We start from the raw sequence: 11,386 nt of genomic DNA, 5'->3' as shown, positions 1-11,386 counted from the left end.
GAAACCCCGCCTAAGCAGCGGGGTTTTTTTATACCGAAAGTAGAATCCTCGCCGCTTTAGACAAAGTGTATAAACGACAGTAAATACACAAAAGATAGGGTATAGATCAAAACGTCTTTGGCGAACTACAGGAGAAGTAACATGGCTACAACAGAACAAGATAAGGTTGTCATCTTCGACACCACATTGCGCGACGGTGAACAGGCCCTTAGAGCCAGTTTAAGTAAGCGTGAAAAACTGCAAATTGCCCACGCCATCGCCCGTCTAGGTGTTGATGTTATGGAAGTTGGTTTTCCAGTTTCATCGCCAGGTGATTTCGACGCCGTACAAACCATTGCCAAAGAAGTTAAAGGCCCAACAATTTGTGGTTTGGCACGCGCAGTTGACAAAGACATCATCGCCTGTGGTGAAGCGTTAGCGCCAGCTGAGAAACGTCGTATTCATACGTTTATCGCAACCTCCCCAATCCATTTGGAACACAAATTACAAAAGACGTTAGAACAAGCAACTGACATGGCAGTGAAAGCCATCACGTTAGCAAAAACCTATACCGACGACGTTGAGTTTTCCTGTGAAGATGCTGGTCGTACTCCGGTTGCAGATTTAGCCTATGTTATCGAGCGTGCTATAGACGCTGGTGCAACAACCATCAATATTCCAGATACGGTTGGTTATACCGAACCTACCGAATTTGCCGAAATCATCCGTGGTATTCGAGAGCTAACACCAAATATCGACAAAGCCGTGATATCAGTCCATTGTCATAATGACTTAGGCTTAGCTGTAGCTAACTCTGTTGCTGCGGTGCAAGCTGGCGCACGACAAATTGAATGTACCGTTAATGGTATCGGTGAACGTGCAGGTAACTGTGCACTTGAAGAAGTTGCGATGATATTGCGTACCCGCGCAGAACGCTTTGGTGTTACGACTAATATTAAATCGGAAGAAATCTTCCGGACATCAAAATTAGTTAGTCAACTTTGTAATATGCCGGTACAACAAAATAAAGCCATTGTCGGCGCGAACGCGTTTGCACACTCTTCTGGTATTCACCAAGACGGTATTTTGAAAGCCCAAAATACCTATGAAATCATGAAGCCAGAACATATCGGCATGCAAAGTAACGAACTAAACATGACATCCCGTTCAGGTCGCCATGTTATTCAACATCGAATGACCGAAATGGGTTATGACAAAAATGATTATGACTTAAATGACATATACGACGCATTTTTGAAATTGGCCGACAAAAAAGGTCAGGTTCACGACTATGACTTAGAGGCAATCGTCTTTAATCAATTATTGGAAGAAGAATCTGATTATTACCAATTGGCGTCTTTACAAGGGTTGTCGAGCAACTTGCCGGTAAATACAGCAACCGTTGGCATTCGAACCGGTGGCGAAGATGTCAAATACAAATCGGAAACCGGCAACGGACCAATTGAAGCTTCATATAAAGCAATGCGCCATATCACGGGTGTTGAGCTAAATATCATTGACTTCAAGTTGGGTTCTAAAGGCGAAGGCGCTGACGCAATTGGCCAAGTGGATATTATTGCTGAATTTATGGGGCGTAATTTCCACGGTACTGGATTGGCAACCGACATCATCCACGCCGGGGTTAAAGCCTACATTCACGTATTAAATTTAATTCGCCGAGCGCAGCAGGTCGAAGACATTAAAGAAAAGCACCAAGGTGTTTAAGCAAAGCAATATTTAGGAAGTAACATGACAAATAAATACAACATTGCTGTTTTACCAGGTGACGGCATAGGTCCAGAAGTTATGGCAGCGGCAATAACCGTGTTAGAAAAAGTACAAACTAAGTTTGGATTTTCTCTTAACTTTGAATTCGCTGACGTAGGTGGCATTGCCATCGACAATCACGGAAGCCCGTTGCCACCAGCAACATTAGAACTTTGTGAAAAATCCGACGCGATTTTGTTTGGTTCTGTTGGTGGTCCTAAATGGGAAAACCTAGCGCCAAACGACCAACCAGAACGCGGTGCGTTATTACCGTTACGTAAACACTTTTCGTTATTTTGTAATATGCGCCCAGCGGCATTAGTTTCATCACTTGCACCTATCTCTCCGTTGCGTGCTGATATCAGTGCCAAAGGGTTTGACGTATTAGTTATGCGTGAATTAACGGGCGGTATTTATTTTGGTGAAAAAGGCCGTGAAGGCGATTCGGCATTTGATACTCAGCGTTATTCAAAACCTGAAATTCAACGCATCGCTAAACTTGGTTTTGAAGCCGCTCGCAAGCGTCGTAACAAAGTCACTTCGGTTGATAAAGCAAACGTATTACAAACCTCTATTTTGTGGCGCGAAACCGTTAACGAAATGGCAAAAGATTACCCAGATGTTGAAGTTGAGCATATCTATATCGACAACGCGACAATGCAGTTGATAAAAGATCCATCTCAGTTTGACGTGTTGTTGTGCGACAACTTATTTGGTGACATTTTGTCTGATGAATGTGCAATGATCACAGGTTCTATGGGACTGCTACCGTCTGCAAGCTTAAATGACAAAGGATTTGGCATGTACGAACCTGCTGGTGGCTCCGCCCCTGATATTGCAGGCCAAGGCATTGCTAACCCAATAGCGCAGATCTTAAGTGCTGCTTTATTATTACGTTACAGCTTAAACCAAAACGATGCAGCTAATGCAATCGACCAAGCTGTGGCTGACGTAATTAAGCAAGGCATCGTTACTGGTGACATCGCGCAGGGCGGCAAATCATATTCTACTTCTGACGTGGCAAACGCCATTGCAGCAGCGATCTAATTAAGGCAATCGACATGGCAAAAACATTATACGAAAAAATTTGGGATGCACATTACATCTCCGAAATTAACGGCGATACAAGTTTGATATATATCGACCGTCATTTGGTACACGAAGTCACGTCACCTCAGGCATTTGCGGGACTACGTGAAAAAAATCGTCCTGTGCGTCGTTTAGACAAAACATTTGCAACGATGGATCACAACGTATCGACTCAAGTTCGTTCGTTTGACGCTGCCGGTGAAACCTCTCGTAAACAGTTAGAAGCATTAGCTAAAAACTGTGAAGAATTTGGTGTAACGTTATTTGATTTAAACCACAAAAACCAAGGTATTGTGCACGTAATTGGTCCTGAATTAGGGATCACTTTGCCAGGTCATACTATTGTTTGTGGTGACTCTCATACAGCGACTCACGGAGCATTTGGGGCTTTAGCTTTTGGTATAGGTACCTCTGAAGTTGAACACGTTTTAGCGACTCAAACGTTGCAACAGAAAAAAGCCAAAACGTTAAAAATTGAAGTAAACGGACCGTTGCGAACTGACATTACGGCAAAAGACATTATCTTAGCGGTAATTGAAATCTTAGGTACGGCTGGCGGTACAGGTTATGTAGCAGAGTTCTGTGGTCAGGCAATTGAAGAATTGTCGATGGAAGGCCGCATGACATTATGTAACATGGCAATTGAAATGGGTGCCAAAGCAGGCTTGGTTGCGCCGGACCAGACAACGTATGATTATGTTGAAGGTCTTGATTACGCGCCAAAAGGCGACGACTTTACCCAAGCCGTTGAATATTGGTCTTCTTTAAAGACCGACAGTGACGCGACGTTTGACCATACCATTACGTTACACAGTGACAACATCATTCCTAAAGTCACTTGGGGCACTAGCCCAGAACAAGTTGTTAGCATTGACGCAATAGTCCCAAATCCAGATAAAGAAACTGATTTGGTTAAAGCCGATGCAATTCGTCGTGCGATTGCCTATATGGGATTGGAAGCGGAACAAAAGATCACCGATATTCATGTCAACACGGTATTTATTGGTTCTTGTACCAACTCTCGTATCGAAGACATGCGCGCTGCGGCTGATATAGCGAAAGATAAAAAGGTCGCCTCTGGCGTTCGAGCATTAGTAGTTCCAGGCTCAATGCGTGTCAAATACCAGGCTGAACAAGAAGGGTTAGACCAAATATTCAAAGACGCTGGATTTGAATGGCGTGAGCCGGGTTGTTCAATGTGTTTAGCCATGAACGACGACCGCTTAGAACCAGGCGACCGTTGTGCATCAACGTCAAACCGTAACTTTGAAGGTCGTCAAGGCCGTGGTGGTCGTACGCATTTAGTAAGCCCAGCAATGGCCGCTGCCGCTGCTATTCATGGTCACTTTGTTGACATTCGTAACGCGTAAGGAGCAAGACAATGACTGAAGCTGTTTTTCATCAGGGTATTGTATGCCCATTAGACAAAAATAATGTCGATACTGACCAAATTATTCCTAAGCAATTTTTAACTTCGGTTGAACGTGATGGATTCGACAAAGCGCTGTTTTTTGACTGGCGTTATTTAGACAACGGCGAACCAAACCCAGAGTTTGTTTTGAACTTTCCTCAATATCAGGGTGCGTCGGTGCTATTAACTCGCGAAAACTTTGGTTGTGGTTCGAGCCGTGAACATGCCCCTTGGGCATTGAAACAATATGGTTTTCAAGTGGTTATCGCTCCAAGCTTTGCGGATATTTTTTACAATAACTGCATTAACAATCAAATTGTTCCAGCAAAAATTAGCAACGCTCAAATCGATGCGTTGTTTGATTTAGGCCAATCTGGTGAACCATTTGAATTAAAAGTGGATCTTAAAAACCAACAGTTATTGGTTGATGGCCAAGCGGCTATTGATTTTGAAATTGCTGAAGATGTGCGTGAACGTTTACTTAAAAACTTAGATTTTATCGGTGTAACCGAAGAGTTTAACGACCAAATAAGTGCATTTGAGCAAAACTTAGAAGCGCAACGAGCGTGGCAATAAGCCACTCCTTGAGTCAGTATTTCAACTGATAACAAGACAATTTGAGGTGCTCTTACCCTGATCGTCTTGTCACTTAAACCGCATCCTATTAAGGGTTGCGGTTTTTTTTCATCTAAGCTGCGGTGAACAATCGACAAATACGTGGGTTTTGGTACTATTTGATCAATCTCGCTTATAGGAAAAAATTATGACTGACTTTAAACGGATCAGCGTTACTGAAGCAAACGACTTGATTGCAAAAGGCCATGTTGTCATCGCTGATATACGTGACGACCAGTCATTTGCAAACGGTCACATCGCCAATTCATTCCATTTATCTAATGGCTCTATGACTTCGTTTAGCCAGAAATACGATTACGATGTTCCGGTATTGGTTTTTTGCTATCACGGCAACAGCTCGCAAGGTGCAGCGCAATACTTGGTTCAACAAGGATACGAAGAAGTCTATTCTGTTGATGGTGGTTTTGAAATGTGGAAGCAAAACTTCCCATTTGTTACGTTAAGCGAATAATTTATAGATGCTATTACTTGCCAGTATCCCTAATCAACGTGCCGCTCAGGCATTTATCGATTACCTGAAACTACAGCACATTCACGCAAATTTACAAAACGAGTCAGCTAATGAACTGGGACGGCTCGAATGGGAGATTTGGGTTGACCCCGATGGATTTCATCAGGCACAAACGTTTTATCAAGAGTTTGTTAGCAACCCAAATGACCCTAAGTATTTAGATGCCTCTTGGCAAGTGGGGCAACCGCAAACACAGCAAACACAATCATTTGGCATGGCCCGTATTTGGCGAAGTGCTGGACCACTTACTCGATTTATCACCTTGTTGTGTGCCTCTGTCTTTTTATTATCTTGGTTTGGTTTTTACGGATTTTTTAAAGCTCACTTTAGTTTTTCGTTTGAACTTACTGAGTTTTACCGTGTAGTAACCCCCGCATTTATCCACTTAAGCGCAATGCATATTGCATTTAACTTATGCTGGTGGTGGTATTTAGGTGGTCGAATTGAGAAGGTCTTGGGTAAACAAACTTTACTCATCGTTGTGTTATTAAGTGCCGCCTCGTCTAATATTGCACAGGCTTTATTAGTCAATGCTAACTTTGCTGGTTTATCTGGAGTTAACTACGCGTTGGCTGGTTTTACATGGTACTGCGGAACCTTCCACCAATCTAAGAGCATTTTCCTACCGAATAATATTTTTATCTTTTTAGTGGGTTGGATGATTTTAGGCTTTCTCGAAATATTACCCGTCGCAATGGCAAACTGGGCGCATTTGTTTGGCTTAATATCAGGCATAGCGTTAGCTCAAATCATGGTAAAACCTGAACCTCGCACCTAGCACAGTTGATAAACACTGTGCTTTTGCAAGCGCGTGTGGTTGAGTTATCGAGTTATTTATAAAGAACCTTGGCTAACGTTCGCCGAGTTGTCTTGGTGTTATTAATGATAAAGATATTTAGTAAACAAAATATCTTTCACTAAAGTCTGGCCCGTTTCTTTCTTCATTAATTCTTGTAAGCGGTCCAATATTTTTAATCGAATTTCTTCACGTCCCGTCATAGATTTAACTTTCTGTTCAGGTTGTCTCATTAAAATATCAATAATTGCGTCGCGCAATAGTGGTGAATGATGTTCAACAATGCCAACATTGGCAACGTCGGTTATCATCAACTCCGCCGTGATACGAATAAACCCAATGTTACGTTTATTACTGACATAATTTGTGATGATGTCCGGTTCAAAACCAAAGTAACCTATGTTTTTAGGCTCAGCTTGCGCCGGTGCGGTAAATAACAAAACAAAACTGGCAATTGAAACAAGCAGTAAACGCAACATGTAGGTTTCTCTAAGATGGCTTTAAGTATAATGTCTAATTTTAGTGAATTAATTAACAACTACCAGCCTTAATGCCAATTTGTTGCAATAAATATTATTCTGCGACCTTTGAGCTTTAGCAACATTGTTTGTTAACATGTGCCCAGACTCATAAATGGAAGACGCTGTTGCACCCTTTAACTTTACCGGAAACTTGGTTTTCGCTGGATTCCGAACAATTTACAAAGCTCCGATCCGACGTCGCCCAATGGATAAAGGGTGAAAGCTCACTAACGGTTAAAATTAAAGAGCTAGGCATCGCATTTAATGTTGCCGTACTGGCGCAAACGACATTGCCAAACAGGGCACTTTTACATCCAGCCTTACCCAGTCAAGAAGGTAGCGCCTTATTTCGAGAGGTTTTGTTACAGCAAGGTGATGTGCCGTTAGTTTATGCCCAAACCATTATGCCTGACACCACCACGACCGGCACAGAAACGATGTTAACAGAGCTTGGTAATCAATCCCTAGGCCAAGTATTATTTCAGTCCCCACAGGCGATACGAGGCGATATAGAGTTTGCAGAGGTCACTTCAACGTCTCAACTCGGGCTGTATATCCAACAAGAACTGCAACAAACGATTAACGAGCCGTGTTATATTCGTCGTTCGTTATTCCATCTCAATCGTAAGCCACTTTTGGTTTGTGAATGTTTTTTACCGTCATTGTTCCAATAGCTTATGAAATTACTCCTAACGTTTTCTAATTACCCTGCGTACCACCGTTTAATGCGGATGGATAAACCCATCGGTATTTATTTATTATTATGGCCGACGTTTTGGGCCCTGTGGATAGCAACAGAAGGTGTTCCTAGTCTGCACCTTTTTACTGTTTTTACCTTAGGTGTGATTGTCATGCGGGCGGCGGGCTGTGTGATCAATGACTACGCAGACCGAGAAATAGATGGTCATGTAAAGCGCACAAAACAACGACCTATACCAGCGGGGGAAGCCACTGCAACAGAAGCATTACAACTGTTCGTTTTATTACTATTGATAGCCTTTGCTCTGGTACTGACCCTAAATATTGAAACTATTGTATTGTCGTTTGGAGCCTTGATATTGGCGTCTGTGTATCCGTTTATGAAACGTTACACTCATTTTCCACAAGTCGTATTAGGGGCTGCCTTTAGCTGGTCAATACCAATGGCATTTATGGCCGCAACGGCGCAACTTCCTGCGGTGGTTTGGTATCTATATGGGGCGAACCTGTTATGGACCGTGGCCTATGACACATATTATGCCATGGTAGATAAAGACGATGATCTCAAACTTGGCGTTAAATCAACGGCCATCGCTTTTGGCCGTTTTGAACTACAGGCTATTGTATTGTGTCAGTTATTAACGGTTGCAATATTTGCTGTGTTGTATCATCAATTGGGTTGGCAATGGCCAATGGACATTGCCTTGACTGTGGTTATCGTATTGTTTGGTCAACAACTATGGCAAGCTAGAGAAAAACAACGAGATGCGTGTTTTCGCGCTTTTCTAGCCAATCATTATGTTGGATTAGTTGTCTTTATTGGCCTGATTGGTCAATACAATCTGTTGCCTCTACTAGCGAACTAAAGTTATCTCTTTAGTTCGTCATGTCGGCACTGTTTTTACTCAACAAACGTAAGGTGTTAAGCGCTTTTTCAGCGTCGTTTTTATTTACAAATACGTGGTCGTGGTAATAAGCTGCAACAACATTTGCACTTATGCCTTGCTCCCCTAATGCCGTTGCTATTGCCGCTGTCAGGCCAACCGCGTCTAAACTTGAATGCACATTTAACGTAATGCAACTGAAAACACTTTCTATCAACATTTGATGTTCTTGCGCTATCGTCAACGGCACTATCGCTGTCATGCCTTCAGATTCCATAAACGTTCCTATCGGCTTTAGGTCCTTGAGGGACGACAAATCATCCGTTTTAATATGGCTAAATACATAATCAATTGTATGTAATTCAGGTTCCATCGTTGCGATAAGTTTATGTAAATCGGTCTCACCTGCCATGATTAAATTTGTCCTATTTGTTTTGTTAGATATTTAAGTTCACCTAACGCAAAGTTACTCTTGATAGGACCTTGTCTTAAAGCCACTAGACGTGTTGGTCGATTAAAATAACATTGCCGTCTGGATCCTTTAACGCGAAACTAGCAGGCCCCTTTGAGTCAGGGTCAACAGTACTGTCAAGCTCACAACCGGCTTGTTGTAAATGGTTTTGAATTGCCCTCACATCGTCAAATTCGGCTAAGGCTTGAGCATCCTGATCCCAACCTGGGTTGAAAGTCATGATGTTACTTTCAAACATGCCTTGAAATAAACCAATGATATGATCCCCGTTTTTAAGAATAAGCCAGTTTTGATGCTCGACCCCACCAAAAACCGTAAACCCTAAATTTTCATAAAAGATCTTTGACTTGGCTAAATCTTTTACCGCCAAACTCACTGAAAATGCACCTAATTTCATATTCGTTTCCTATCCATTATCCTGCTGTTTATTTTTGTTTTCGATGTTATCAACAGACAATAAAGGCATAGTGACAATAAATCGACAATATTCATCGTGTTTGCTGCGGCATACCACCTGTCCGTTCAGTTTTTGCGTTACTAGGTTATAAACAATACTGAGCCCTAAACCTGAGCCTTTATTATGATTCACAGAAGTTGAATAAAAAGGTTCAAATATTTTAGTTTGAAGCGTTTCATCAATTCCACGGCCATTGTCTTCAACGGTAAATTCTAAGGTGTCTTTAAGAAGTTTATAGCCAATTTTAATTTGCCCGACCTCTATCCCTTCGAAGCCATGTATAAATGCATTTTCTATCAAGCTTGAAATAATTTGTGCCGTTGTAACCGGATAAACTGATACAGAAAGGTTTTCATCACCTGTTAATATTATCTTTATATTTTTTTCTTCGGCATTCGGCGCCTGAGCAGCGACGATATTATGCAAATATGAACTCAGAACGACATTCTCTGGTTTATCGCTGGATTGATCAACGGCTATCATTTTGAAGTTTCTAACCAGATCCGCCGCACGTTCCAGGTTTCGTAAGATTAAGTCGCTACTCATCTCAATTTCGTCGCAGTTACTGGTAAATACCTTTTTACTAAGGTTGCCACCGAGCACATTTTGTTTCAGTTCTTTAGCCAAAACCCCTAAATGACTCGCCCCAGTTACTGCGATACCCAGTGGGGTGTTGATTTCATGAGCAACACCTGCAACGAGATTGCCTAACGCGGCCATTTTTTCGGTTTCAACTAAATGATCTTGAGTTGCTTTTAGCTCCTCAATGACCACTTCAAGTTTTTTATGGGATTCGGTTAATTCCGTTGTACGGTCTTTAACTCTTTGTTCTAATTCGTTTTTAGCGACACCAAGTTCATGTTGTATTGTTTTTAGTTGGGTAATGTCATCGTAAGTCCCGACTAATCCAACAACAACATTTTCATCAGTAACAATTGGACGTTTTGATGTTCTTAACCAAATTGTTTTGCCATTTTTATGGGTTTGTGGCTCTTCTGAACACAAAAGGTGTTCTCGTGTTGACATTGTTACTGCATCATCAGAGCGATATAATTCCGCTTGTTCGGGGAATATATCGTGATCTGTAACGCCAATAATCGAGGCTGGGTTTGGTAAAGATGCGTCTTTAGAAAACGCTTCGTTACAACCTAAATACATCGAATCACGGTTTTTCCAAAACACCCGCTGTGGCATCAAATCAAGTACGGTTTGGTAAGTTTGCAGTTGAATTTCCGCTTTTGATAAACGATAACTCCCGCCCAATATCGACTTTAAAACATAATAAGCGGAACTAAAGGTTTCTTTAAACTGTGCTGTTTTTGGCGCGACATAGCTTAATAAGCCAACAATATCACCTTGAGAAACAAAAGGGATTACAAATATCTGCTCTGAGTCTCCCCGAAAAATATTAGTTAAATGATCAGGCAATAGACAAGAGAGCACATATTGTTTGTCCATTACCTGCTCAATGTCATTTTGCAACCAATCTTCCAACTGCGGTGGGCAATCACTAAAGCGATACTTAACAAATAGGTGCTTGTCTGAATTATTGGGCTTACCCGTAGCATAAAGGTGACTTTTAAACTGATATTCAAGATTGTGTTCGTCTTTAAAAACAGTAGTTAACATGACAAAAGATGCATTTAATATTTCACTTAGGCACTCAATTGCCCGCGGAAAATCTTCCATTTTAGTAAAGGACGCTGTGGCATCATGTGAAATCAGCCGGATAAAATCCAATTGGTCCTGTAAATGTTTGTCGTCCACTGGAACTCCTAACTGTGTCTTCTCGTCTTAGATTAGCCCTGCTTGTTTATTTGTTCAAATCACTTTTGATTCAAAAACAAACTATTGCGACAGATTAGTCTTGCTCAACTTCCTTTTTTTGCTTCTGATAATCTTCAAAGGGCACCGTTTCGAGTTTATCGCACTCTTCTAACTGCCACGCTGTTTTCGCTTCTTTAATACACTCGTTTTTTTGATAATTTTTACCAAACTGATACATAGATTTATTTGTACAAGCCACTGCCGATAAGGCAACAATAACTACTAATGCGTTTCTAAAGTGTTTCATTAACTCTATCTCCTTTTATATTTCTACCTCAAAGAGTAACGAAAGGATCAATAAGTTCATAAAATAATTTCAACAATACGGTTCAATAAA

13 protein-coding genes are annotated in these 11,386 nt (G+C 41.5%); 8 read left to right on the top strand and 5 right to left on the bottom strand.

Going from position 1 to position 11,386, the window contains the following annotated elements; genetic code table 11:
- Positions 1 to 141: 141 nt before the first annotated feature.
- From leuA to glpG, 6 genes are all read left to right on the top strand, one after another.
- Complete coding sequence (leuA, locus tag Q4575_RS06190; protein ID WP_303521725.1) at positions 142 to 1,704, top strand: 2-isopropylmalate synthase; 1,563 nt, start codon at positions 142 to 144, stop codon at positions 1,702 to 1,704.
- 24 nt (positions 1,705 to 1,728) lie between these two features.
- Positions 1,729 to 2,793 carry a 3-isopropylmalate dehydrogenase gene (leuB, locus tag Q4575_RS06185; protein ID WP_303521724.1) on the top strand — a complete coding sequence of 355 codons (1,065 nt, stop codon included), beginning with the start codon at positions 1,729 to 1,731 and terminating at the stop codon, positions 2,791 to 2,793.
- 14 nt (positions 2,794 to 2,807) lie between these two features.
- Complete coding sequence (leuC, locus tag Q4575_RS06180; RefSeq protein WP_303521723.1) at positions 2,808 to 4,205, top strand: 3-isopropylmalate dehydratase large subunit; 1,398 nt, start codon at positions 2,808 to 2,810, stop codon at positions 4,203 to 4,205.
- Positions 4,206 to 4,216: 11 nt separating this feature from the next.
- Positions 4,217 to 4,822: a 3-isopropylmalate dehydratase small subunit gene (leuD, locus tag Q4575_RS06175; RefSeq protein ID WP_215964498.1), complete on the top strand. Its 606-nt coding sequence runs from the start codon at positions 4,217 to 4,219 to the stop codon at positions 4,820 to 4,822.
- Positions 4,823 to 5,009: 187 nt separating this feature from the next.
- Positions 5,010 to 5,333 carry a thiosulfate sulfurtransferase GlpE gene (gene glpE, locus Q4575_RS06170; protein WP_215964499.1) on the top strand — a complete coding sequence of 108 codons (324 nt, stop codon included), beginning with the start codon at positions 5,010 to 5,012 and terminating at the stop codon, positions 5,331 to 5,333.
- Between the two features lie 7 nt (positions 5,334 to 5,340).
- Complete coding sequence (gene glpG, locus Q4575_RS06165; protein ID WP_215964500.1) at positions 5,341 to 6,171, top strand: rhomboid family intramembrane serine protease GlpG; 831 nt, start codon at positions 5,341 to 5,343, stop codon at positions 6,169 to 6,171.
- 101 nt (positions 6,172 to 6,272) lie between these two features.
- Here the strand turns inward: glpG and Q4575_RS06160 are convergent, their stop codons facing one another.
- The gene (locus tag Q4575_RS06160; protein WP_215964501.1) at positions 6,273 to 6,668 is read right to left on the bottom strand and encodes a flagellar basal body-associated protein FliL; all 396 of its coding nucleotides are present in this window, start codon (positions 6,666 to 6,668) and stop codon (positions 6,273 to 6,275) included.
- 167 nt (positions 6,669 to 6,835) lie between these two features.
- Here Q4575_RS06160 and Q4575_RS06155 point away from each other — a divergent pair, with 167 nt between their 5' ends.
- Entirely contained in the window at positions 6,836 to 7,384 is a 549-nt protein-coding gene (locus Q4575_RS06155; protein WP_303521721.1) for a chorismate lyase, read from the top strand.
- A 3-nt stretch (positions 7,385 to 7,387) separates the two neighbouring features.
- On the top strand, positions 7,388 to 8,275 hold the full coding sequence (gene ubiA, locus Q4575_RS06150; RefSeq protein WP_303521720.1) for a 4-hydroxybenzoate octaprenyltransferase: 888 nt from the start codon (positions 7,388 to 7,390) through the stop codon (positions 8,273 to 8,275).
- A gap of 10 nt (positions 8,276 to 8,285) precedes the next feature.
- On the opposite strand, the gene Q4575_RS06145 is transcribed toward ubiA, so the two are convergent.
- The 4 genes from Q4575_RS06145 to Q4575_RS06130 all read right to left on the bottom strand — a co-directional run bounded on the left by Q4575_RS06145 (position 8,286) and on the right by Q4575_RS06130 (position 11,296).
- Complete coding sequence (locus Q4575_RS06145; RefSeq protein ID WP_303521719.1) at positions 8,286 to 8,705, bottom strand: ACT domain-containing protein; 420 nt, start codon at positions 8,703 to 8,705, stop codon at positions 8,286 to 8,288.
- A gap of 85 nt (positions 8,706 to 8,790) precedes the next feature.
- Positions 8,791 to 9,162, bottom strand: coding sequence for a VOC family protein (locus tag Q4575_RS06140; RefSeq protein ID WP_303521718.1), 372 nt, complete (start codon positions 9,160 to 9,162; stop codon positions 8,791 to 8,793).
- A gap of 9 nt (positions 9,163 to 9,171) precedes the next feature.
- Positions 9,172 to 10,989: a PAS domain-containing sensor histidine kinase gene (locus Q4575_RS06135; RefSeq protein ID WP_303521717.1), complete on the bottom strand. Its 1,818-nt coding sequence runs from the start codon at positions 10,987 to 10,989 to the stop codon at positions 9,172 to 9,174.
- 94 nt (positions 10,990 to 11,083) lie between these two features.
- Positions 11,084 to 11,296, bottom strand: a complete 213-nt coding sequence (locus Q4575_RS06130) for a hypothetical protein (protein ID WP_215964507.1) — start codon at positions 11,294 to 11,296, stop codon at positions 11,084 to 11,086.
- Positions 11,297 to 11,386: the final 90 nt, after the last annotated feature.

The sequence above is a fragment of the Psychrosphaera sp. 1_MG-2023 genome (assembly GCF_030548245.1).
In the GTDB taxonomy this organism is placed as follows: Bacteria; Pseudomonadota; Gammaproteobacteria; order Enterobacterales; family Alteromonadaceae; genus Psychrosphaera; species Psychrosphaera algicola.
This window is presented reverse-complemented; position numbering and strand designations above follow the sequence as displayed.

What these genes read in the sequence shown, in the direction of transcription:
- leuA (WP_303521725.1), top strand. Translation starts at nt 142, where the DNA reads ATGGCTACAACAGAACAAGATAAGGTTGTCATCTTCGACACCACATTG.
- leuB (WP_303521724.1), top strand. Translation starts at nt 1,729, where the DNA reads ATGACAAATAAATACAACATTGCTGTTTTACCAGGTGACGGCATAGGT.
- leuC (WP_303521723.1), top strand. Translation starts at nt 2,808, where the DNA reads ATGGCAAAAACATTATACGAAAAAATTTGGGATGCACATTACATCTCC.
- leuD (WP_215964498.1), top strand. Translation starts at nt 4,217, where the DNA reads ATGACTGAAGCTGTTTTTCATCAGGGTATTGTATGCCCATTAGACAAA.
- glpE (WP_215964499.1), top strand. Translation starts at nt 5,010, where the DNA reads ATGACTGACTTTAAACGGATCAGCGTTACTGAAGCAAACGACTTGATT.
- glpG (WP_215964500.1), top strand. Translation starts at nt 5,341, where the DNA reads ATGCTATTACTTGCCAGTATCCCTAATCAACGTGCCGCTCAGGCATTT.
- Q4575_RS06160 (WP_215964501.1), bottom strand. Translation starts at nt 6,668, where the DNA reads ATGTTGCGTTTACTGCTTGTTTCAATTGCCAGTTTTGTTTTGTTATTT.
- ubiA (WP_303521720.1), top strand. Translation starts at nt 7,388, where the DNA reads ATGAAATTACTCCTAACGTTTTCTAATTACCCTGCGTACCACCGTTTA.
- Q4575_RS06145 (WP_303521719.1), bottom strand. Translation starts at nt 8,705, where the DNA reads ATGGCAGGTGAGACCGATTTACATAAACTTATCGCAACGATGGAACCT.
- Q4575_RS06140 (WP_303521718.1), bottom strand. Translation starts at nt 9,162, where the DNA reads ATGAAATTAGGTGCATTTTCAGTGAGTTTGGCGGTAAAAGATTTAGCC.
- Q4575_RS06130 (WP_215964507.1), bottom strand. Translation starts at nt 11,296, where the DNA reads ATGAAACACTTTAGAAACGCATTAGTAGTTATTGTTGCCTTATCGGCA.